The 21,154-nt window shown below is 62.5% G+C and carries 19 protein-coding genes and 2 pseudogenes; 5 read left to right on the top strand and 16 right to left on the bottom strand.

Going from position 1 to position 21,154, the window contains the following annotated elements; genetic code table 11:
* Positions 1 to 33: 33 nt before the first annotated feature.
* Genes OE647_RS07410 through OE647_RS07435 form a run of 6 tightly spaced genes read right to left on the bottom strand, consistent with a single transcriptional unit; the run spans position 34 to position 7,041 of the window.
* Entirely contained in the window at positions 34 to 600 is a 567-nt protein-coding gene (locus tag OE647_RS07410) for a sarcosine oxidase subunit gamma (protein ID WP_263721080.1), read from the bottom strand.
* Positions 593 to 3,541, bottom strand: coding sequence for a sarcosine oxidase subunit alpha family protein (locus OE647_RS07415; RefSeq protein WP_263721081.1), 2,949 nt, complete (start codon positions 3,539 to 3,541; stop codon positions 593 to 595). The genes OE647_RS07410 and OE647_RS07415 overlap by 8 nt, the downstream gene beginning before the upstream one ends.
* Positions 3,538 to 3,822 carry a sarcosine oxidase subunit delta gene (locus tag OE647_RS07420; protein WP_263721082.1) on the bottom strand — a complete coding sequence of 95 codons (285 nt, stop codon included), beginning with the start codon at positions 3,820 to 3,822 and terminating at the stop codon, positions 3,538 to 3,540. The genes OE647_RS07415 and OE647_RS07420 overlap by 4 nt, the downstream gene beginning before the upstream one ends.
* A gap of 6 nt (positions 3,823 to 3,828) precedes the next feature.
* Positions 3,829 to 5,100: a sarcosine oxidase subunit beta family protein gene (locus OE647_RS07425; protein WP_263721083.1), complete on the bottom strand. Its 1,272-nt coding sequence runs from the start codon at positions 5,098 to 5,100 to the stop codon at positions 3,829 to 3,831.
* A gap of 4 nt (positions 5,101 to 5,104) precedes the next feature.
* Positions 5,105 to 5,899 (bottom strand): maleate cis-trans isomerase family protein, encoded by a 795-nt coding sequence (locus OE647_RS07430; protein WP_263721084.1) that lies wholly within the window; start codon positions 5,897 to 5,899, stop codon positions 5,105 to 5,107.
* Complete coding sequence (locus tag OE647_RS07435; protein WP_263721085.1) at positions 5,899 to 7,041, bottom strand: M24 family metallopeptidase; 1,143 nt, start codon at positions 7,039 to 7,041, stop codon at positions 5,899 to 5,901. Before OE647_RS07435 ends, OE647_RS07430 begins: the two co-directional genes overlap by 1 nt.
* 128 nt (positions 7,042 to 7,169) lie before the next feature.
* Between OE647_RS07435 and OE647_RS07440 the strand changes: the two genes are divergently transcribed.
* Positions 7,170 to 8,048, top strand: coding sequence for a LysR family transcriptional regulator (locus tag OE647_RS07440; protein ID WP_263721086.1), 879 nt, complete (start codon positions 7,170 to 7,172; stop codon positions 8,046 to 8,048).
* 12 nt (positions 8,049 to 8,060) lie between these two features.
* Here the strand turns inward: OE647_RS07440 and ehuA are convergent, their stop codons facing one another.
* From ehuA to OE647_RS07460, 4 genes are all read right to left on the bottom strand, one after another.
* Complete coding sequence (gene ehuA, locus OE647_RS07445; protein ID WP_318527938.1) at positions 8,061 to 8,876, bottom strand: ectoine/hydroxyectoine ABC transporter ATP-binding protein EhuA; 816 nt, start codon at positions 8,874 to 8,876, stop codon at positions 8,061 to 8,063.
* Between the two features lie 2 nt (positions 8,877 to 8,878).
* Entirely contained in the window at positions 8,879 to 9,544 is a 666-nt protein-coding gene (ehuD, locus tag OE647_RS07450) for an ectoine/hydroxyectoine ABC transporter permease subunit EhuD (protein WP_263721087.1), read from the bottom strand.
* A gap of 3 nt (positions 9,545 to 9,547) precedes the next feature.
* Positions 9,548 to 10,213 carry an ectoine/hydroxyectoine ABC transporter permease subunit EhuC gene (gene ehuC, locus OE647_RS07455; RefSeq protein ID WP_263721088.1) on the bottom strand — a complete coding sequence of 222 codons (666 nt, stop codon included), beginning with the start codon at positions 10,211 to 10,213 and terminating at the stop codon, positions 9,548 to 9,550.
* Between the two features lie 66 nt (positions 10,214 to 10,279).
* Complete coding sequence (locus tag OE647_RS07460) at positions 10,280 to 11,128, bottom strand: transporter substrate-binding domain-containing protein (RefSeq protein WP_263721089.1); 849 nt, start codon at positions 11,126 to 11,128, stop codon at positions 10,280 to 10,282.
* Positions 11,129 to 11,340: 212 nt separating this feature from the next.
* Between OE647_RS07460 and OE647_RS07465 the strand changes: the two genes are divergently transcribed.
* A complete protein-coding gene (locus tag OE647_RS07465) occupies positions 11,341 to 11,790 on the top strand; it encodes an Lrp/AsnC family transcriptional regulator (protein ID WP_263721090.1) in 450 nt (149 codons plus the stop codon).
* A gap of 8 nt (positions 11,791 to 11,798) precedes the next feature.
* Here the strand turns inward: OE647_RS07465 and OE647_RS07470 are convergent.
* Positions 11,799 to 12,008 (bottom strand): annotated as a pseudogene (locus OE647_RS07470) (integrase core domain-containing protein); the annotation flags it as partial.
* Between OE647_RS07470 and OE647_RS07475 the strand changes: the two are divergent.
* Positions 11,995 to 12,313, top strand: a pseudogene (locus tag OE647_RS07475) (IS3 family transposase); the annotation flags it as partial. The pseudogenes OE647_RS07470 and OE647_RS07475 overlap by 14 nt on opposite strands.
* Before the next feature lie 52 nt (positions 12,314 to 12,365).
* Here the strand turns inward: OE647_RS07475 and OE647_RS07480 are convergent.
* The 4 genes from OE647_RS07480 to OE647_RS07495 all read right to left on the bottom strand — a co-directional run bounded on the left by OE647_RS07480 (position 12,366) and on the right by OE647_RS07495 (position 16,775).
* Positions 12,366 to 13,541, bottom strand: coding sequence for a M24 family metallopeptidase (locus OE647_RS07480; protein WP_263721091.1), 1,176 nt, complete (start codon positions 13,539 to 13,541; stop codon positions 12,366 to 12,368).
* Complete coding sequence (locus OE647_RS07485; RefSeq protein ID WP_263721092.1) at positions 13,531 to 14,724, bottom strand: diaminopropionate ammonia-lyase; 1,194 nt, start codon at positions 14,722 to 14,724, stop codon at positions 13,531 to 13,533. The genes OE647_RS07480 and OE647_RS07485 overlap by 11 nt, the downstream gene beginning before the upstream one ends.
* Before the next feature lie 3 nt (positions 14,725 to 14,727).
* Positions 14,728 to 15,873 carry an amidohydrolase gene (locus OE647_RS07490; RefSeq protein WP_263721093.1) on the bottom strand — a complete coding sequence of 382 codons (1,146 nt, stop codon included), beginning with the start codon at positions 15,871 to 15,873 and terminating at the stop codon, positions 14,728 to 14,730.
* A 167-nt stretch (positions 15,874 to 16,040) separates the two neighbouring features.
* Positions 16,041 to 16,775, bottom strand: coding sequence for a GntR family transcriptional regulator (locus OE647_RS07495; RefSeq protein ID WP_263721106.1), 735 nt, complete (start codon positions 16,773 to 16,775; stop codon positions 16,041 to 16,043).
* A 102-nt stretch (positions 16,776 to 16,877) separates the two neighbouring features.
* Between OE647_RS07495 and OE647_RS07500 the strand changes: the two genes are divergently transcribed.
* Both OE647_RS07500 and OE647_RS07505 read left to right on the top strand, forming a co-directional pair.
* On the top strand, positions 16,878 to 17,642 hold the full coding sequence (locus OE647_RS07500; protein ID WP_263721094.1) for a maleate cis-trans isomerase family protein: 765 nt from the start codon (positions 16,878 to 16,880) through the stop codon (positions 17,640 to 17,642).
* Positions 17,643 to 17,671: 29 nt separating this feature from the next.
* Complete coding sequence (locus OE647_RS07505) at positions 17,672 to 20,122, top strand: GcvT family protein (protein WP_263721095.1); 2,451 nt, start codon at positions 17,672 to 17,674, stop codon at positions 20,120 to 20,122.
* A gap of 234 nt (positions 20,123 to 20,356) precedes the next feature.
* On the opposite strand, the gene OE647_RS07510 is transcribed toward OE647_RS07505, so the two are convergent.
* On the bottom strand, positions 20,357 to 21,154 hold a 798-nt coding region (locus OE647_RS07510), incomplete at its 5' end, for an IS110 family RNA-guided transposase (protein ID WP_263721096.1).

Below are 21,154 nucleotides of genomic sequence, written 5' to 3' on the forward strand. Positions count from 1 at the left end.
TTGGGGCCCTCCCTTGGATGGCGAAGCTATGGTTCAGGCGATCTCCAACCCGTATTGCGTAGCACTTGCGGTCAGGATCTCGAAAAGCGAGGCCGCGAAGCTGCGCGGCAGGAAGAGGGTGAAGCCATCCCGATCGCGCCAGAGCGTCACGCCGACATGGTGAAATGCGGTGGAGGCGACGGAGCCTTCAGGGAAAGCCGCGGCTGACAAGTCGAGCGGCAGCACATGGTTCAGAAGCCGGGCGGCCTGAGGACCGCTGATATGAAGCCGGGTGCGGGACCGCGACAGATCAAGCACCGCGCCGGAACCGGCAACCGGCAAAAGCACCTCGCCCGCGTCGCCGACCAACCACCATTTCAGCGGTTCGACGCGGAGCAGCACACCAAGCGCCCCCGTGGCTGTCCGACCGGGTCCGGGTGCGACCTTTGCGCCCGCGGCCATGGCCGCTTCGCCAGCAGTCTGCGCCAGAGTGTCGTGCCAGGCTGCGAACTGGATCAGGGCGAAGGGGCGAATCTCGGCGATGCGGACCCCGGTGGCGCCGGACGGGCCCGAGCGGCCCGGTATTAGACGATCTTGTACTGCGGAAATGCCGTCAGCCATGCATCCTCACTCCTTCAGGGTCGAACATGTGGGGCGAGACGATTTCAACTTCGACGTTGCCCCTGCGCACCGGATCGGCGGCGGTGACCGATTTGCCTGCCCATGCCTCGTGCCCGCCCGCGATGTAGCCAAGTCCGATCCAGTGGCCGAGCGCCGGGGAATGGGTAACCGCTGTGACCCAGCCTTCGCCAAACCCGGACACCCTGCCCTTGGCGCAAAGCAGCGCGCCGCCGTTGAAGGTCTGGCTGCGGTCCTTGGGGAAAATTCCGACCAGACGTGGTCGATCGGCGCGGGTCAGTTCGGGCCGCTGGCGCAAAGCGGCGCCGATATAGGGCTTCTTTGACGACGCCATCTTGCCCAGCCCCGCATCGTCGATGGTCATGCGGCCATCGAGCTCAGCCCCCGTCACATGGCCCTTTTCGATCCGAAGCGCGCCGAGCGCCTCCAGCCCGTAAAGGCAACCGCCCAACTTTTCGGTGGCGGGCCAAAGGAGGTCCATCATCTCCTCGCCCTGATCGGCAGGCACATAGAGTTCATAGGCCTGTTCGCCCGAGAAGCTGATCCGGGCGATCAACCCCTTGACGCCGCCCTTCAGCGTGACCGGCGCGACACCCATGAAGGGTAGAGCCTCAGTCGAGATATCCGTGCCCAGTTCCAGGCAGGCCGCAATCGTCTCCCGCGCCTTCGGTCCTGCGACCGAGACGCCTGCCCAGCGGTCGGTGACCGAGGTGACATGGACACGCAAGTAGGGCCAGCGGGTCTGCAACAATTCCTCCAACCAGACCATCACCCTGCCGGCATTGGTCGTGGTCGTGGTCATCAGGAAATCGGCCTCGCCCAGCCGCCAGGTCGTGCCGTCATCCATGACGATGCCGTCGTCGCGCAGCATGATGCCATAGCGCGCTTTACCGATGGGAAGTTTCGCAAAGGCATTGGTGTAGACACGGTTCAGGAACTCCGCCGCATCCGGCCCCTGCACCGCGATCTTGCCCAGTGAGCTGACATCGCAGACGCCGACCGTCTGGCGCACGGTCGCGGCCTCGCGAATATAGGCTTCGGTGATCGTCTCGCCCGCCCGCGCGAAATACCAGGTCCGTTGCCAGAGCCCGGCCTCGGTCATCGTCGCACCGTGGCGGAGATTCCAGTCATGCAGCGGCGTGCGGCGCAAGGGCTTGAAATGGCCCGCCACGTTGCGGCCCGCCAGCGCGCCGATGGCAACCGGCGTATAGGGCGGGCGGAACCGGGTGGTGCCGACGGCGGGAACCTCGCGGCCAAGGGCCTCGGCCATCAGGGCAAGGCCGATGACATTGCCCATTTTGCCCTGGTCGGTCGCCATGCCGAGCGTGGTGTAACGCTTCAGATGCTCGACCGAGACGAAGCCCTCCTGATGGGCCAGTCGCACATCGTCTCCGATTACGTCATGCTGCGGGTCGACGAAGGCCTTCGCCTTGGTCCCGGGCAGGCGCACCTCATAGACGGGCTGGATCGGACGTACCCAGCCACCCGGGGCAGGTGCCTCGACCACTTCGCCCATCGCCCGCCGGGCCGCCGCAACGCCAGAGGCCGCGCAATCTTCCCGGTTCCAGACGCCATCGGCAGAACCCGCCATGTGGATGGGCTCGTCGGTGGGCCCGGCCAGGAAACAGGCCAGATCGCCGTTCCATATAGGCTTCGCGCCCCGGTGCGAGGAGAGGTTCACGACCGGCGACCAGCCGCCCGAAACCAGCAGCAGGTCGCATTCTTCGTGGGCGGCTTGCGACCAGCCATTGCCGGAACGGGTGGCAAGCCTCACCCCCTGAACGCCGCGGCGACCAACCGTAGAGAGAGGTGCCAACCCCGGTCGCATCGCCACCCCGGCCGGGGCCGATGTGACTTCGTCCCGCGCATCGGCCAGCGTGACCTCGCCCCCCGCAGCGGCCAGATCGGCCGCGACCCCATAGGCGCTATCGTTGGTTGTGGCGATGACGACGCGCTGGCCTGGCAGGATACCAAAGCGGTTGAGATAGCTCCGCGCTGCCGACGCCGTCATCACGCCGGGCCGGTCATTGCCCGCAAAGGCAACCGAGCGTTCCAGCGCCCCGGTTGCAAGCACCGTCGCGCTCGCGCGCACGGTCCAGAAGCGCTGGCGTGGCAGATGCGGGTCGGGCGCGGCCAGATGATCCGTCACCCGTTCCACCAAACCCGCGACACCGCAGTCATAGAGCCCGAAAGCCGTGGTACGGGTCAGGATACGTACGCCCGCGCGACCTACCGCCGCCACCATCTCGGCGCGTTCGGCCTCGGCGGCAGGGTCGTTCAGATAATCGCCGCCAAGCTCGAAATCCTGCTCGACAAGCATCACGTCGCGACCTGCCTCGGCCGCCGTCAGCGCGGCATTGAGGCCCGCCGGGCCGGAACCGACCACCAGGATATCGCAGAAGGCATGGGTGTGATCATAGGCATCCGGATCGGCGTCGCGGCTGGCCGCGCCCATCCCGGCAGCCTTGCGGATCAGTTTTTCGTACTGCATCCAAAGGCCGGTGCCGCGACCCCATTCGAAGGGCGGCAGGCCCATGAAGGTCTTGTAATAGAACCCGGCCGAAAAGAAGCGCCCAAAGAGCCCGTTCACCGCGCCGAGATCGAAATGCACATTCGGCCAGGCGTTCTGACCCCGCGCCTCCAGCCCGTCGTAAAGCTCCTGCATGGTGGCCTTGACGTTCGGCTCCTGCCGCGCGCCGGCTCCGACCGAGACGATGGCGCCGGATTCCTCGACCCCTGCCGACATGATGCCCCGGGGACGGTGATATTTGAAACTGCGCCCGAGCACGGTTTGCCCGTTCGCCATAAGAGCCGAGGCCAACGTATCGCCGTTGAAGCCATGATATGTCAGCCCGTCCCAACGAAAGCTGACGGGGCAAGTCCGGTCGATCCGGCCGCCAGCGTCCAGACGCCGCGCGCTCATTCCGCAGCCTCCAGCGCACCGGCCAGCCCTGGATGGGCCGGGCGGACCGAAAAGATTTCATGGGTCATTGTATCACGCTCGACCATTAGCCACATGCGGCAGCCATGGACGTGCTGCCAGGTCTCGACCTGCCGCCCGCAGATATTGTCGCGCAGGAAGACCGCGTCGTGCCAGTCCTGCATAGGCGCATCGAGGGCGGGATAGGTGACCGAACCGTCACCGCCATAGCTGAATTCGCTGTGGTCGCGGGTGCCGCAGAAGGGGCAGGCAATTCTGAGCATCTCGTCCTATCCGTGTAGCTTGCAGTCCGGCCCGGCACCGCGCTCGTCGATCTGAACCCCGCGCTCGAACCGTTTCAGGTCGAAGGGCGCGATCATGGGCGCGGGCCGGTCGTTTGCGATGAGGTCGGCGAACCACCAGCCCGAGGCGGGGCTGGCCTTGAACCCGCCATAGTTCCAGCCGGCATTCAGGTAGAGATTGTCGAGGGGGGTCTTGCAGATGAAATGCGATCCATCCATCGACATGTCGACGACCCCCGACCAGTGGCGGAGAAGTTTCACCCGGCCAAGGCAGGGCAGGACCGACATCGCCGCCTCGGCCACGTCCTGCACGATTGGCAGGTTGCCGCGTTGGGCATAGGATTTGTACCAGTCCAGATCGCCACCAAAGACCATGCCGCCCTTGTCGGATTGCGAGATGTAGAAATGCGCCCCACCCATGCCGAAGACCACGACCTGATCGAGGAGCGGCTTGAGGGGCTCCGAGACGAAGGCCTGTAATTTGTGGCTTTCGATCGGCAGGCGGCCGAGCCCGGCCATCTGCCACAGAAGCGAGGTGCTGCCTGCGACAGCGAATGCCACCTTGCCGGCAGTGATACGCCCGCGCGATGTCTCCAGCGCGGTGATACGGCCGCCGCCGCGGGCGATTCCGTCGACCTTGCAGTTCTGGATAATGTCCACGCCCAGTGCATCGGCGGCGCGGGCATAGCCCCAGGCCACCGCATCGTGCCGCGCGGTGCCAGCGCGTTTCTGCACGGCCGCGCCCATGATCGGGAAGCGAGCATCGGGCGCATAATTCAGATGAGGCACCGCGCGCTTCAGCTTGGACAGATCCCAGATTTCCGTATCCGGCGTGCCGGTCAGCCGCATCGTATTGTAGTTGCGTGCTGCCGCGTCGATGGCGCCAGGGCTGTGCAACAGCGCGATATGCGAGCGCTGCGAGAACATCACGTTGTAGTTCAGTTCATGGCTGAGGTTTTCCCAGAGCTGCAGCGAATGCTCGTAGAACTCGCGGTTGCCGGGTTGGGCATAGTTCGACCGTACGATCGTGGTGTTGCGCCCGGCATTGCCGCCGCCGATCCAGCCCTTCTCCAGAACGGCGATATTCCTCAACCCATGGGCCTTGGCCAGATAATAGGCGGTGGCAAGTCCGTGCAGCCCGCCACCGACGATGACCACGTCATAATGGGCCTTCGGTTCCGGGTCGCGCCACTGACGGCTCCAGCCCTTCTGGCCGGTCATCCCCTGCCAGAAGACATTCCATGCGGTGAAGCGGGTCATCTGATCAGCAGGTCTTGCGCAGATGCTTGCCGGGATGCCTGAAGATCTCGCCGAAGCCCTCCAGTTGATCCATGATACCCGCGCGGCGCAGACAGGACCAGAACTGCGCCTGGTTCGAGGTGATCACCGGCTTGCCGGTGATCCGCTCGATCTCGGCCACCGCGGGAAGCGACCGCACGCCACCGCAACTGAGAAAGATCGCATCGGCATCGGGCCGGTCGATCTCCAGCGCGAACTTCTTCCAGTATTCGGGCGTGACAAGTCCCATGTCCCAGCCGCTGGCGATATTGAGCCCCTGAATATCAAGGACCTCAAAACCGCGCTCGACCAGGAACTCGGCCTCGGCGGTGTTGATGTCGTCGAGATAGGGTGTGCCGACCACCAGTTTCTTGACGCCCAACTCGTTCAGTGCGTCGAGCACCCCCTGCACAAGGCACATCGGCTGCGCCCAGGGTGCGCCCTTCTTAATCTCGGCCATGACCCGGTCTTCGCCGATCACGATGGAACCCGAGGTGCAGCTGTAGCTGACCACATCCGGCCTCGCCTCGGGCTGGATGCGCGAGGCGGCGTCGGCCATATGCTCGATATGCCTGGCGAGGGTTTCGGTCGTCGTATGGTCGTCGGTTTTCAGCCGCGTGACGTAGACGGCAACGCCTTCCGGCGCCATGTCCCAAAAATCACCCTCTGCTGAAGGGTCGGTGGACATGAGGATGAAACCAAGCTTGGCGCGATGGAAGCGGCCCGCATCCATCTCGGGCGTGCGGGGCTTGGACGTGATGATCTGACCGGGCTGGAACATCAGAGAATGACCTCCTCAACGGATTTGGGATGACTTGTCAGCGGCTCCCAGCCGCTGTCGGTGATGATGAAACTGTCGCCGACCTGCGCACGGAATGTGTCGACCGAGACCGAGCCGTCGACCGCCAGCACCATACCTGGTTGGATCACGGTCTTGTCGCCGGTGACAAGCTGCGGCGCTTCCAGGAAGCTGAAGCCGGTCGCCCGGCCGCAACGGAACGGATACTCGAAACCCGCACCCTGAATGACCTCGGCATAGGCTGCATGGACGCTCTCGGCGGTGACACCGGGACGAAGCGCGTCCAAAGCGGCCTTCTGGCTGGCCAGCGCCACCTCATAGACCGCGACCTCATCGGCGGGCGCATTGCCGATCCAGAAGGTGCGGTCGAAACCCAGCTTGAATCGGTGGAAATTGGTCATGCCGCAAAAGCAGAGGAAGACCGGCTCGCCCCGTCGCATGATGCGGGTCGAGGCGCGGTGGTGGGTCTTGATGATGTCACTGCCCGAAGCCATGATCTGCAAGAAATGCGTGTTGGGCGACATGTCGGCATCGTCGTAATGCGCCGCCAGGAGTTCGGCTGCCTTGCGGGTACCGGCTTGCGAGGTGGCGATCGCCACCTCGAATTCCGGCACGCCATCGGCGATCGCCGCGCGCCCCGCCGCCATCATCGCGGTCGCAACCTGCCCGGCGTGACGCGCGAGTTGCAGTTCCTCGGCCGACTTGATCATCCGCATGTCGTTCAGGATCGGGGTAACGCTGGTGAGCCGTTCCGCGCCGACGAGTTCGTCCACATAGGCACGGACGAGTGGCGGCATATGGCCGGGCTCGATCCCGACCCTGACCGCGCCCTTGACGGCACCAGGCAGTTCCTCGCGCCATTCCTTGCCCATGCCGTCATTCCAAGGCGCGATCCGGTCCACCCGTGCCGCCGCTTTGGCTGAGTTCAGGTCGATCGTCGGGGTGATCAGAAGCGAAGGGCCATCCTTCGGCACGACAAGAATCGTCGGGCGGCCGAATTCCATGTGCAGATAGTCGTAGTAACCGGTCAGGTAGTAGACGTTATCGTCATCCGTGATCAGCGCAACATCGATGCCGGCCTGCGCCAGGCGGGTCTGAAAACGGGACAGTCTTTCGGTGAACATTTGGCATCCCCTCGCGAGTCCGGCCCTTTGCATCGCACGGCAGAAGGGTCGAAGTAATACCTCAGCCTAGGTCCGCCCCGGTGATTTCCAAAGTGACATCTGTTGCGGATTTATGATAACCAGGCGTTATGAAAAACTTTCGCCGCTCCCTGCCTCCGCTCGACTACCTCCTGTTTTTCGAGGCGGTCGCCCGGCATGGCAACTTCACCCGGGCCGCCGAAGAACTGAATGTCAGCCAAGCGGCGGTCAGCAAGCGGGTGAAGGTGCTGGAAGAGTGGCTGGGCCTGACGCTGGTGCATCGCAGAGGGCGCAATATCACCCTGTCACGCAACGGGAAAATGCTTGCCGCAAACGCGACTGAGGCTTTGGATTACCTGAGTTCCGGCTTGCAGCAGATCCGACGGGCACCGGCGGGCGAACGTCTTTCTCTGGCCGCGAATGTCGCCGTGGCGCAGTATTGGCTGACCCCGCGCATCAACGAATACCTGCTTGGATCGAACGCGGTGCCGGTGACGCTGACCGCATCGGACAAGGATGCTGACCTGTTCACGCTCGAGGTCGACGCCATATTCTTTTACGGGTCCGATATTCCCACAGGTTGGGATGGGACGTCGCTGTTCGAAGAGATCTGGCTGCCTGTCGCAGCGCCTTCTCTGGCCACGTCGATGCGCGGATTCGAGGATGCCATGCTTCTCGATTTCGATAAACTGACACCGAAATGGATCAACTGGGGCGACTTTGCCGAACTGACGGGCAATACCGAGATTGCGGCTGCCCCAAAAGTCAACCTTCGGTCTTACGGCAGCGCGCTCGACACCGCCCTGCGAGGCAAGGGTGTGGCGCTGGGCTGCCCCGCCGTGCTTCAATTCGAAATCGAAGCCGGTCGCCTCGTTGCCCTGGAGGATTACCAGCTCTGGACCGGGCGCAGCTATTTCGTGATCTGGCGCATGGGCAGTATGCGCGATCGAACCCGCGCATTACTGGGCGAGGTGGGTATCCGCATTTGAGGCGTAAAGGCGTCAGATGGCTTCCTTCACCGCGCTCAGGAACTGCTGCGTCCGCTCTTTCTTCGGATTGCCGAAGAGTTCGGCAGGCGGACCCTGTTCCTCGATCTTTCCGCCATAGAAGAAACAGACGCGGTCAGAGATGTCGCGGGCAAAGCCCATCTGGTGGGTAACCATCAGCATGGTCAGGTTGTGTTCGCTGACGAGTTTGCGGATGACGTTCGTGACCTCGCCGATCACCTCGGGGTCCAAAGCTGACGTCACCTCGTCAAACAACATGACCTTCGGGCGCATGGCCAGCGCCCGCGCAATCGCCACACGCTGCTGCTGGCCACCCGAAAGGCGTGAAGGATGCTGATCCTTCTTGCCGATCATGCCGACCATTTCCAGCAGCTCTTCGGAACGTTCCCGCGCTTCTGTCTTCGATAGGCCGAGTACCTGCACAGGCCCTTCCATGCAGTTCTCAAGCGCGGTCATATGCGGGAAAAGGTTGAAGTGCTGAAAGCACATGCCGATATCGGCGCGTCTTTTGCGCAGATGCTTCTGGCTGGCCGGGACCAACATGCCGTTTTTCGGCATATGGGTCAGCGGTTGGCCATCGACATAGATCACGCCACCGTTGATCTGTTCCAGCGTCATCAGCATGCGAAGCACGGTCGTCTTTCCGGAGCCCGAGGGGCCAATGATCGACACCATCTCGCCCGCCGCGATGTCGAGATCGAGTTCATCTAGAACCGTCAGTGCGCCGTAGGATTTCGTCACCTTGCGAAAACTCACCATCGGCGCCGGCGAGCCGGAGATTTCGAGCGGAAAAGCCGATACGTCGTTCATTGTCATAGTCCCAGTTTACGGCGGACATAGCTTTCGAACAGCCGGATCAGGCCAGCCGCCGGAAGCGAAACCGCGAGGAAGATGATGCCCACCAACGTGTAGGGCTCCAGATAGCGGTAGTTTTCCGAGCCGATGGCATTGGCGGCGTGGATAAGCTCGGCGACCCCGATCACCGATAGCATCGGCGTATCCTTGAAGATGCCGACAAGGTAGTTGCCCATGCCGGCCAGCGCCGGGGGAATGGCCTGCGGGATGATCACGCGCCGGTATTTCTGCGTCGTGGTCATGTTGAGCGCGGTCGCGGCCTCCCACTGCCCCTTGGCCACGCTTTCGATCCCGCCACGATAGACTTCGGATAGGTAGCAGGAATAGTGCAGACCAATCGCGATCATGCCCGAGGCCCAGGGGCTGAGGCGGATGCCGAACTGCGGGCCGACATAGAAGACGAAGAAGATCTGCAGGATCAGCGGGGTGGAGCGGATGAACTCGACGAATTCCCGCACGATTAGTGTCACCGGCCGGTACGGCGTACGCTGCGCCAGCGCCAGCCCGAGGCCAAGGACGACCGCGATTGCATATCCCGCCAGCGCTGCGATCAGCGTATTGCCGGTCGCGTGGATGAGGCGCGGAAGAACTTCCCAGGTGAAGTCCCATTTCCAGTCGAACATGTATCAGGCCTTCCCCAGTTTGCGCGCCATATGGCGCTCCAGCCATCGCATGAAGGGCGTCACCATGAACCGGGAGAGGATGTAGTAGATGATCAGCGCGACGCCAAAGGTCTGTGCCGACAAGTAGGTGGACGCATTGATCTGCCGCGCCTCGAACATCAGGTCCGCAACCGAGATGAGTGAAACGAGTGCCGTGCCCTTCAGAAGCTCGATCATCAGGTTGCCCCAGGGCGGCAGCATGTTCACCAGAGCCTGCGGCAGGATGATGCGGCGCATCCGCTTTGCCGGGCTCATGTTGATCGCAAGCGCGGCCTCCCACTGGCCCTTCGGGACCGACAGGATACCGCCTCGCACCAGTTCGGCGCCATAAGCACCGATATTCAAACCAACCGCCACATAACCCGCGGTGAATTTCTCGATCGACAGGCCAAAGAGCGGCAGTACGAAGAATATCCAGTAAAGTTGGACAACGAGGGACGTGCCGCGGAATACTTCAATATATGTGACCGCTGCGCCGCGCAAAACCGGATTGTGAGACAGCTTCAAAAGGCCCATGCACAGTGATACTGCGACGCCCAGAACGGCCGCGAGCAAGAACTGGGCGATGGTAATGCCTGTCCCGGACAGCAATCGCGGCCAGTAGAGGACAAGAAAGTCGAATGTGCTCATGGGTGCATTCTGTTGCAAACGTCTTGAGGGTCGCGACGACACCCCGTCGGGCGTCGCCGCGATTGATCAGCGGTTGGCGCAGACCCACTCTGTGGCCTCGCCTTGCGGTACGTTTACTTCAGTAACGCCGTATTCCTGAACCGCCGCAAGCATCTCTTCCGAGCCGACATATCCGGCCAGCGCTGCGTTGAACTCCTTCATGAAGTCCTCGTCCTCGAACCGGAAGCCGACCCCGACCCAGTTCTTGGTCCAGTCAGGCAGCGCGTTGGGATCGGTGATTTCGAACTTCCCGTCAGACTGCGCGGCAAAGTCCACTGCTTCAAAATACGTCAGTGCCGCAGCATCTGCGCGTCCAGATTTCATCGCTGCAAGTACCTCTGCCGGCCCGGGCAACTGCATGATCTGGGCGTCATCAAGGCCTTCTTTCCGCGCAGCTTCAACTGTGTTGGAGCCTGCGTACATCGCCAGAATGGTATCGCTCTGCGCGAGGACATCCTTATAATTGTTAAGATTTTTCGGATTCCCGGCAGACACCAAGAACGCATCGCCCGTGACTATGATCGGTTCGGAGAAGTTGATGTTCTCACAACGGCTGCCGAGGATGTATAGCCCGCCAGTGATGAGGTCGTAGCGGTTCGCCTGAAGCCCAGGGATAAGGCCGCCCCAATCGGTGACGGAGGTTTCGACGTCGGTGTAACCCATCTTGGCAAGAATACCGAGCGCGATTTCGTTCACGAAACCCTTGGGGTCCCCCTTCTCGTCCGGATACCCCCAAATCGGAATATTCGAGAAGCCGATGCGGATCGGCTCGCCCGCGGCGATCCGGTCGGTCAGCGGGCCGGCATTGGCCGAAAGCGCGCTGGACGCGAGCAAACCTCCGGCAATGAAGAGTGCCGTGGTCAATTTGGATGTCATGCTTTCCTCCCTAGTGATGCAGATACCGGATGCGGAAAACCCAGACGAAGCAAATGCAGCAGCCCCAAGTTCTGACCGCTTCAGCCATTCAGCCTTCCCCACTGATCTCCCACATGAGAGCTTATCCACTTGACGGGAGGCTTTTCGTCAAATTCCCGCGAAATACGATAAAAAGGGTTGCGCTTACCCGGTCGAATGATCGAAATGCAGCTATGGACGAAAAAGACTATGAAATCCTTCGCTTGGTGCAGTCCGATGCCCGTCTGACGGCCGAATCGCTGGGTTCGTCGATCGGGCTGTCGACGCCGGCCGTTCAGAAACGGCTCAAGCGCCTGCGCGAAACCGGGGTGATCGAGAAGGAAATCGCTGTTCTATCACCCACCAAACTCGGGCGCGAATTGACGGTCATTGTCGAGGTCATGCTGGAGCGGGAAAGCCGGATGCACCTCGATGCGTTCAAACGGAAGATGCGCAATGCACCCGCCGTACAGCAATGTTATTACACAACCGGCGAAGCCGATTTCATCGTGATCTTGGTGGTCAAGGACATCAAGGAATACGAGGCGTTCACCCAAGAGTATTTCTTTGACGAATCCAATGTCAGCCGCTTTACCTCCTCGATCGTAATGGATCGCGTGAAGGTGTCGCTCGACATCCTCTAGGTGTTCACTTAACCTTCTTGGCTGACGAAAGACATGAGGGTTTCCAGCGGCCGCCGCGCAATGTTTCGGCATCAGAGATGCGGCCGTTCGGTGTTGTAATGGGCGAGCCAGGCGTCGAGATCGGCCTGCAGCGCCTCGACGCTTTCGTAGAGGTTCTCGCGCATCTTCAGCCGGAAGAACACGTCCAGCACGGTGCCTTTGAAACGCTCGACAAAGCCCTACCATCCGTGGAGTTTGAGGGGCCAGGTCGAGCGGATGAACCGCGCGATCAAGGAAAGTGAAGCGGATCAGGAAACGATCCGGGGGGGGCGTTTCGTCGCTGAACATCAAACGCTTCCATTGCGACAGCCACGACCAGTTGCGGACGCACCTGGCAGATTTCATGGCCGCCTACAACTTCGTCAGGCGCTTCAAGACCCGCAACGGTCTCACGCCCTGCGAATACATCTGCAAGATCTGGACCTCAGAGCCGGATCGATTCACGCTCCACCCGATCCACCGGATGCCGGGGCTGACCACCTAGGTTTGTTTCGTACCCCGGCAGCATCTGCCACCGGGGATTTTGCAGTCAGGTGTCATCCGCCGATGACGGGCAGTTCCTGCGGCGCGCGCGTGGTGAGAAGTTCTGCCCCGCCTGATCGTATCACGATGTTTTCCTCATGGACCATCATCAGACCGGCCCCGTAGGACAGCGAAGGTTCCAGCGTCAGCACCATGCCGGCTTCGAGCACCGTTTCGTCAAAAGCAGCATGTGAAGGTTGTTCGGTCAGCTGAGTGCCGAGCCCATGACCGAGCCGCCCGATGTCACCGCCCGACTTGTACATCTCGGCGATCACTGCAGACATGGCGCGAAAGAGATCGGCGCAGCTATTGCCAGGTTTCGCCGCCGCTAGCCCAGCCTCGGTCGCACGCCAAAGCGTGTCATGCGCCCGGCGTGCCAGGTCGTCGGCCTTGCCGACGGCCCAGTTGCGGTCGAAGTCACAGAAATAGCCATCCCAGCTGCAGCCTGTGTCAAGCATCAGTACATCGCCCGCCTGCAGCGGTCGCCGCGAGGGGGGCGAGATGACATCGCTATAACCGCCGGGCTCGGACGCGCCGACCACATAGGGCGCGTCATCCGCCCCCTGAGCCAGCGCTTCGCGGCGGAAGGTGCGGAAGACCTCCTCGAGCGGCATGCCTTCAGCAATGACCTCTGGCACCCGGTCGAATGTGGCCGATCCGATCTCGCAGATGTAGCGCAGCTTTTCGATCTCGGCGGGGGATTTTACCATGCGCAGGCCCTGTACGAGTCGGGTTGCGTCTGCGATCCCCAGCCCCGGCAGGTTGGCCATCAGGCGTTCCCAGTCGCCAAGGGGCATCCGGAGCGAGGTTTCGTGCCCCTTCATCAGCCCGATCGTCTCACCCGCCTTCGCGAGCGGCGCGAGGAGATCGGTCAGAAGGCTGATACCGTCATCGCCGGGCTGCGGGGCGCTCCAGGTGCGGACATCATCCAGCCACGAACGCCGCATCAGGACGGCGCCAATCTCGGGGATCACCGCGATCGGCTTGCCGGCAGCAGGGACAAACAGAAACCATGGCCGCGTCGGGCTTTGCCAGAACAAGGTCTGAAAGCCCGAGAAATAGCGCACCTCCGGTTCCGTCATCAAAAGGAGCCCGGCGAGCCCTGCCTCTGCCATCCGTGCCTGCGCCTTTGCCGTCCGGGCGGCAAACTCCGCCTCGTGGAAACCGCGTTGGGGGGCGTCAGGCCGCATCGCGTCCCTCCATGATCATCCGGAAGATCGCCGGATCGGTCACACCTTCCGATCCGATCAGCAGCACGCGGGACTGCGCATCGAGCCCGAGCTTCGACGAAAGGCCCGTATCGGCCCGCGCCGCGATCAACGCGGCAAGGCCCGCGACGGCACTTTCGCCAGCCTCGATGGCCGGGTCGCCCGGCAGCGGCCGCGCGAGAAGCCGCACGGTGGGCGCGACGACGCTTTCGGGGATGGTCACGAAGTCGGACGCCTCCTCGGCCAGAATCTCCCATGCAAGTGGCGAGGGCTCGCCGCAGGACAGGCCAGCCATGAGGGTTTCTTCCTCGATCACCACTGAGGTGGGGGCTCCGGCCTTGGCGCTTTCATAGAGACAGGCGGCCAGTTCCGGCTCGACGATCACCACACGCGGCGCTTTGTCGCCCCAGTGCTGGCGCAGACCGGCGGCGACACCCGCCGCAAGACCGCCGACGCCGCCTTGCAGGAAGACATGAGTGGGCGCCTCGTCCAGCGCCTCGCAGATCTCGCGCGTCATCACGCCATAACCCGCCATCACGTCTCGCGGCGGTTGGGAATAGCCGGGCCAGGATGTATCGGAGACGACGAACCAGCCGTTTGCGTCCGCCTCGGCCTTGGCCAAATCGACCGAATCGTCATAGTCGCCGGCGATCCGGATCACCTCGGCGCCAAAATCGCGCATCGCCGCGGCACGACCCTCGCTGACCTCGGCATGAATGTAAATGCGGCAGGGCGCGCCAAAACGCTGGCATCCCCAGGCCAGCGAGCGACCGTGATTGCCGTCGGTCGCTGAAACAAGCGTGATCTGCGCGGCGGCGTCGCGGTACTTGCCCGCGCGGATGTCGGCGAGGCTGACGTCTTGACCGAGACGCTTCGATATCTCGCGCTGGAGCACGCGCAGGGCGGCGTAGGACCCGCCGAGCGCCTTGAAACTGCCCAGCCCGAAACGCGGCCCTTCGTGTTTATACAGGACGGCAGCCACGCCGATCCGTTGCGCCAGCGCCCTGAGCGAGACGAGCGGCGTTGGCATATAGCCGTCCCATGCCATGATCTCGGCCTGAGCCGTGGCAAAACCCCCGGGGCTCAGAACCCGGAGCGCGGCGTCTCCGGTCTTGCGGGCCGCCGCGACATGGGCAAGGCGGGCGGGGGGCAGAAGATCAGTCATCGGTCAGTCCTTTCGGGCAGGAAGACGGTCCCTGACAAGCGCCGCCCAGAAGGCGGCACCGATGGGCAGGAGCGCGTCGTTGAAATCGTAATCGGCGGCGTGAAGCGGCTGGCCGTGCGGTCCTTCTGTGCCGTTCCCCATGAGAAGGAAACAGCCGGGCACGGCGGCAGAGAAATGGGCGAAATCCTCGGAAAAGCTCATCGGCGGGCGGTTGCCATCGGTTTCCAGCCCCGCCGCCCTCGCGGCGCGGATGACCGCCTCGACCGGCCCGGGGGCGTTGATCGTCTCAATGAACTCCGTCTTGAAACTCATTGTCGCGCTGACGCCATGGGTCGCGGCAATGCCGGCCACGATCTGGCGCATGAAGCGTTCTACGGTCTGCCGGTCCTCGGGCAGGCGGGCGCGCACGTCCCCTTTGAGCGTCGCATGACCGGGCAGCACGTTGCGTTGTCCATCGGTCAAAAATTCCGTCACCGACACGACAGCGCCGGCACCCGGCGCCAGCTTGCGCGAGACGATGGTCTGCAATGCCAGCACCAACTCGGCCGCCACCGTGATCGCCTCCACACCGACATGCGGCATGGAGGCGTGGCCACCCTTGCCCTTGACCGCGATTTCAAACAGGCTTTCGGACGCGCAGATCTGGCCGGGCCGGGTTGAGATCTGCCCGACGGGCGCGCCCGGCAGGTTGTGGATCGCATAGACCTCTTCGACCGGGAATCTTTCCAACACGCCTTCGTCGATCATTGCGCGCGCGCCCAGCCCGTGCTCCTCGTTCGGCTGGAAGAGGAACACGACCGTGCCGTCGAAATTCTTGTCCCGGGCCAGTAGTTCCGCCGCGCCGAGCAGCATGGTCATATGACCGTCGTGGCCGCAGGCATGCATGACGCCCGGGCTTTCCGAGACATAGTCATGGTCGCTCTTCTCGGTTATCGGCAACGCATCCATGTCGGCCCTCAGACCGATGGCGTGGTTGCCGGGCCCGGCCTTGAGAATGCCGACGATGCCCACACCTTCATGCACTTCGATGCCAAGCCCGCGCAGATGCGCCGCGACCCTCGCCTTGGTGCGCTGTTCTTGAAAGCCCAGTTCAGGATCGCGGTGAAAGGCGTGCCTGAGCGCGACCAGTTCTTGATGATGATTGCCCATACGACTCTCCTTCGGATCGCCATTCCGAGACTAGAGCGTCGAGGCGACTATTGGCGTCGAAAACTCTCTTTTCCGCGATCAAAAACGTCGGCACAGGAGCTTTTCACAACACTATTTCAAAATCCTGAGCAATGATCATCGCTCGATATCATGACAGACACACCCGCTCACCGGTTCACGATAGCGCGGGCGGAAAACTCTGCCAGTTCTCCACGCCATATCTGTCGGCCGAGGCAGAAGGCCTGCCCGGCATCATCGCGAATAGTCTGCACCAGTTCTATCCCGGCCTGATACGGTGGCAGCCCCAGCATCGCCGCCTCGTCCGGCTGGATCGGGCACATTCGGATGACCACGTCTCCGGTGTGCGCCGCGATGCCGTACTGCTGCTCCAGCACCTGGGTTGTCGACTGCCGCAAGTCATGGTCCAAAAGGTCCGGGCATCTACTCGCGACGACGAACTCCGTCTCGATCAGGATCGGGTGGCCGTTGATACGAAACAAACGTGTATATTCGTGCAGTTCCTCCCCCATCGGGACCGAAAGCTCTGCCGAGAGCGCGCCATCCGCTCGGATCGAACGTTTGCGCAGGACCGTTATTTCGAGATCGGTGCCGGAGGCGCGCGCGTCTGCGGCGAAGCTGACGCGCTCGCTGATGTCGTAGCGGACCCGCCTGGGCGAGACGAAACGCCCCCTGCGGTCTTCGCTATAGGCCAACCCCTGGGCCTCGATCGCTTCCAGCGCCCGGCGCGCAGTCATCCGACTGACGCCATATTGCTCGGCCATCGCGCGTTCGGACGGCAACGCAGCGTGTTCCGACAGTATGCCCGCGACAATGTCACTCCGGATGCTTTCAACCATCTGGCGAAAGCGCGGGAGAGCAGCGTCTTTTCGTGATCGGTTCATGGGCACCCTGAGAAGCTTTCGTATTCTTACTATGCTCAGCAATGGACGCCAAGGCATACCTGGTATATACCAGACTCGAATCGATCCGAAGGATGTCCGCCGATGTTGAGCGACGCGCAGATTGAAGACCTGACCTTCAAGGTGGATTCGGGCCTCGGATCGCGCGCCCGGATCGGGGTGATCATCCTGCAAAGCGACCAGACCGCCGAGTACGAATTCTCGACCCTCCTGCGCCAGGACGGTGTGGCGCTCTACCACTCGCGCATCCCCAACGCGATGGAAGTGACGCCCGAGACGCTCCGCGCAATGGAGCAGGATCTGCCGGTGGCAGCCGCGCTGCTGCCCAGCGCGTTCGACTTCGACGTCATCGGCTATTGCTGCACTTCAGGCGCAACCATGATCGGCGAAGACCGGGTGGATGAGATCATCCGCCAGATCCATCCCGGTGCGAAGACCACCAACCCGCTGACCGCCTGCAAGGCCGCGCTTGCTGCCCTAGATGTGGGGCGCTTCGCGCTCGTCACGCCCTATGCGCCGTCCGTTACATCAGAGATGCAACAAAACCTGGCTGCTGCAGGATTCGAAACCCGTGCAGTGGCCTCGTTCAACCAATCCGATGACTTTACCGTCGCTCGGATCAGTTCGGACAGCATCCTTGACGCCATCCTTGCGGTCGGCCAGCGCGAGGCCTGCGAAGCGGTCTTCGTTTCCTGCACCAGCCTCAGGGTTCTGCCCGTGATTGCCGAAGCCGAGGCACAGCTCGGCAAGCCGGTGATCTCAAGCAATCAGGCCACGGCCTGGCATTTGATGCGGCTCGCCGGGCTAGAGGACCGGCCCGAAGGTGCGGGCCGACTTTTCCACCACTGAAATCACCCGACGCGGCAGGAGGTTCACCCATGTCGAAGCCCATCCCCAGCCATGCCCAAGTTGTCATCATCGGCGGTGGCATCCATGGCTGCTCCGTCGCCTACCATCTGGCGAAGGAAGGCTGGAAGGATATCGTGCTGCTGGAACGCAAGCAGCTGACCTGCGGCACCACATGGCATGCGGCCGGGCTGGTCGGGCAGTTGCAGGGCAGCCATGCAACGACCGCCTTCGCAAAATACGGGGTCGAACTATTGGAGGAGATCGAGGCCCAGACGGGCCAGAACCCGGGCTATCGGCGCTCGGGCTCCATCTCGGTCGCGATCAATGACGAGCGGCTGGCCGAACTGAAGCGGAAGGCCGATTTCGCCTCGCTCTTCGGGATCGAGGCAAGCTATTTGAGCACGCCCGAGATCGCGGAACGCTGGCCGCTAATGAACCCCGAAGGCGTCTTGGGCGGCATCTACATGCCCAGTGACGGATCGGCCAACCCGATTGACTTGACGAATGCGCTGGCCAAGGGCACGCGCATGCATGGCGCGCAGATATTTGAGCATGTCAAGGTCGAGGCGGTCGAGGTCGAAGGTGGTCGGGTGCGGGCTGTGCAGACCGAACAGGGCCGCATCACCGCCGACGTCGTGGTGAACTGCGGCGGCATGTGGGCGCGCGAGCTGGGCCGCCAGAACGGTGTGGGCGTACCGCTTCATGCCTGTGAACACTATTACCTCGTCACCGAACCGATTGCCGATCTTCCAAGCGACCTGCCGGTCCTGCGCTCCTATTGCGACGGAACCTACTGGAAGGAGGATGCAGGTAAGCTCCTCTTCGGCTTCGCGCATTTCCACCCCAAGGCCTGGGGTATGGACGGCATTCCCGAATCGTTCTGTTTCGACAGCCTTCCGTTCGTCGAGGAGGATGTGATGGATGTGCTGGAACTGGCGATGAACCGGGTGCCTGTCCTGCAGGATGTCGGCATCCGCACTTTCTTCAACGGGCCGGAAAGCTATTCCCACGATGGTCGCTTCACGCTGGGCGAGGCGCCGGACGTCAAGGGCTATTACATCCTGGCTGGGGTGAACTCCACCGGCATCCAGTCAGGCTCCGGTGCGGGCCGGGCGCTGGCACAGTGGATCATGAGGGGCCACCCGCCGATGGATCTCAGCGAGATGGACCCCAAGCGCTGCGAAGAGTTCCAGACCCGCGATCCCTATCTGCGCGAACGCTGCGCCGAAACGCTGGTGCTGACCTATGCGATGCACTGGCCGGGACGTCAGCGTGAGAGCGTGCGTAATCTGCGCCGGACGCCGTTCTATCACGCGATGAAGGCCCGCGGCGCCTGCTATGCCGAGGTGCAGGGATGGGAGCGCCCCGGCTGGTTCGCGCCCAAGGGTGTGGCGCCGCAATACGACTACAGCTTTGGCCGCCCCAGCTGGTTCCCCCATGCGCAGGCCGAACAGAAGGCCGCGCGCGAGGCGGTGGCGTTGTTCGACTATTCAATGCTGGGCAAGCTGATGGTCGAGGGCAAGGATGCCGAGGCCTTCCTGCAACGCGTCTGCACCAATGACATGGCGCTGCCCGTGGGCCGCGTCGCCTACACACTGATGCTGAACGAACGGGGCGGGATTGAAAGTGATGTGACCGTAGCGCGCCACGCCAAAGACGCCTTCATGGTGATGAGTTCGATCTCGAGCACACGGCGCGACTACCTGCATTTGCGCGACGCGCTGCGTCCGGGCGAGGAGGTGCGCCTGCGCGACGCCACGGCGGCCTATGGCGTGCTCTCCATCGCCGGGCCGAAATCGCGCGATCTGCTGGCGGCGGTCGCCGATACCGACGTCTCGAACGCGGCCTTCCCCTTCAACAGCCTGCAACATTTCCACATCGGCCACGCACCGGTCTTCGCCCAGCGGCTGTCCTACACGGGCGAGTTGGGCTGGGAGGTTTTCGTCACCCCCGATTTCGCCGAACATGTCTTCGACGTATTGATGGAGGCGGGCCAGAGTTTCGGGCTTCGGCTTGCCGGGGGCGAGGCGCTAAATGCGCTTCGCATCGAAAAGGGCTTCCTCCACTGGGGCCACGATATGGCCTACAGCGACGCGCCGCACCAGATGGGTCTTGGCTTCGCCTGCAAGCCGAACAAAGGAACCACGTTTGTCGGTCGTGACGCCTATCTTGATCGCAAAGCCGCCAACGAGGGGCCGTTCCTGTGCTTCATCAAGCTGGCGGACCCGGCGCCCATGCTGCATCACAATGAACCGGTCGTACGGAACGGCAGCGTTGCGGGTTATGTAACGGCCGGGGCATGGTCCAATGCTCAAGGGGCAGCGGTTGGCCTTTGCCTTCTATATCCGCCAACGGAACTCTCCGGCAGGCAGGCACTCATGGACGGCCAGTACTCTGTCTTGGTTGAAGGGCGGAAAATCTCTGCGGAGATCAGCCTCGCTCCGTTCTACGATCCTGCGAACGCAAGAATGCTCGCTTAAGTCAGAGCTCACGCTGGCCATGGCAGTAGCTCCTTGCCGCTTCAAAGACGCTGGGCCAGGTCGGGCGTCTTCGGCAAGTATGCGGGCGCGCTGCACATCGCTAAGACGCCGATCGTGACCGTCACGCGCAACCGCCAAGCGTGCATTCCCTGTACGCTCACATCGCTTCCCTGTTCGACCCCGGCGGTTACCCTGATCAGGCAATAGCAGTTCCGTGTTATCCCGCGAAGGGAGTCATCTCACAAACCATTGAAAAAACAACATTATCAGGGCTGAAATCGCCAGAATAGGCCCAGAATACGCCAAATTCCCTGCAAACAGGGAAATGCGGTGCGGGGAGCGGAAGACGGACGGGTCCGGGATGGTGACGGCAAATGCTGTCGCTGCAATCGGTCCGATCCCCGGTATGGTCGCAAGCACGCGACAGATCGAGTTGGTTTGATGGATCCGGCCCGGCCGGGCATCGATCCTCTCGATATGCCGGTTCAGGGCCTCCATTTGGCCCATGAAAGTATCCAAGGCAAAGCAGACATCTTCCGGCAGGTTTTCTCGTATCTCGTCCAGCTTCGCGACTAGCGCATCGACCCGGTGCCTGCCCTGCGCGACGACAACCCCGTGCTCGGCCAGATTCGCCTGGAACGCACAAGCCGCCATTGTTCGCTGCCGAACCAGAAGCCCTCGGGCTCGGTGCAGCATCGGAAATGCCTGATCTTCTTTCGATTTGATCGGGGCAAAGCGCATGCTGGGACGGGTCACAGCTTCGCAAATGGCAGCCGTATCCGTGGCATCATTCTTCGCGCCACGGCGCACGAAGGGTTTGACATAGCCTGAAGGGATTAGGCGTAAATCATGGCGAACCTCCAATAGTTGACGAGCCCAGTTGTGGGCGATCGCGCAGGCTTCGAGATAGTGCCGCAGCCCATGGTGTCGGAGGCGGCCAGCGACGCGGTGTGCGAGGCTGGCGGTCACTGTCGATCTTCGGAGCAGGTTTGGGTTGCGCAACCTGAAACCTGAGACGGCGATGACGATGAC

Source organism: Albidovulum sediminicola, assembly GCF_025751575.1.
Taxonomy (GTDB): Bacteria; Pseudomonadota; Alphaproteobacteria; order Rhodobacterales; family Rhodobacteraceae; genus Albidovulum; species Albidovulum sediminicola.

Coding starts and splice junctions, on each gene's coding strand:
- OE647_RS07410 (WP_263721080.1), bottom strand. CDS start 600: ATGGCTGACGGCATTTCCGCAGTACAAGATCGTCTAATACCGGGCCGC.
- OE647_RS07415 (WP_263721081.1), bottom strand. CDS start 3,541: ATGAGCGCGCGGCGTCTGGACGCTGGCGGCCGGATCGACCGGACTTGC.
- OE647_RS07420 (WP_263721082.1), bottom strand. CDS start 3,822: ATGCTCAGAATTGCCTGCCCCTTCTGCGGCACCCGCGACCACAGCGAA.
- OE647_RS07425 (WP_263721083.1), bottom strand. CDS start 5,100: ATGACCCGCTTCACCGCATGGAATGTCTTCTGGCAGGGGATGACCGGC.
- OE647_RS07430 (WP_263721084.1), bottom strand. CDS start 5,899: ATGTTCCAGCCCGGTCAGATCATCACGTCCAAGCCCCGCACGCCCGAG.
- OE647_RS07435 (WP_263721085.1), bottom strand. CDS start 7,041: ATGTTCACCGAAAGACTGTCCCGTTTTCAGACCCGCCTGGCGCAGGCC.
- OE647_RS07440 (WP_263721086.1), top strand. CDS start 7,170: ATGAAAAACTTTCGCCGCTCCCTGCCTCCGCTCGACTACCTCCTGTTT.
- ehuA (WP_318527938.1), bottom strand. CDS start 8,876: ATGAACGACGTATCGGCTTTTCCGCTCGAAATCTCCGGCTCGCCGGCG.
- ehuD (WP_263721087.1), bottom strand. CDS start 9,544: ATGTTCGACTGGAAATGGGACTTCACCTGGGAAGTTCTTCCGCGCCTC.
- ehuC (WP_263721088.1), bottom strand. CDS start 10,213: ATGAGCACATTCGACTTTCTTGTCCTCTACTGGCCGCGATTGCTGTCC.
- OE647_RS07460 (WP_263721089.1), bottom strand. CDS start 11,128: ATGACATCCAAATTGACCACGGCACTCTTCATTGCCGGAGGTTTGCTC.
- OE647_RS07465 (WP_263721090.1), top strand. CDS start 11,341: ATGGACGAAAAAGACTATGAAATCCTTCGCTTGGTGCAGTCCGATGCC.
- OE647_RS07480 (WP_263721091.1), bottom strand. CDS start 13,541: ATGCGGCCTGACGCCCCCCAACGCGGTTTCCACGAGGCGGAGTTTGCC.
- OE647_RS07485 (WP_263721092.1), bottom strand. CDS start 14,724: ATGACTGATCTTCTGCCCCCCGCCCGCCTTGCCCATGTCGCGGCGGCC.
- OE647_RS07490 (WP_263721093.1), bottom strand. CDS start 15,873: ATGGGCAATCATCATCAAGAACTGGTCGCGCTCAGGCACGCCTTTCAC.
- OE647_RS07495 (WP_263721106.1), bottom strand. CDS start 16,775: ATGAACCGATCACGAAAAGACGCTGCTCTCCCGCGCTTTCGCCAGATG.
- OE647_RS07500 (WP_263721094.1), top strand. CDS start 16,878: ATGTTGAGCGACGCGCAGATTGAAGACCTGACCTTCAAGGTGGATTCG.
- OE647_RS07505 (WP_263721095.1), top strand. CDS start 17,672: ATGTCGAAGCCCATCCCCAGCCATGCCCAAGTTGTCATCATCGGCGGT.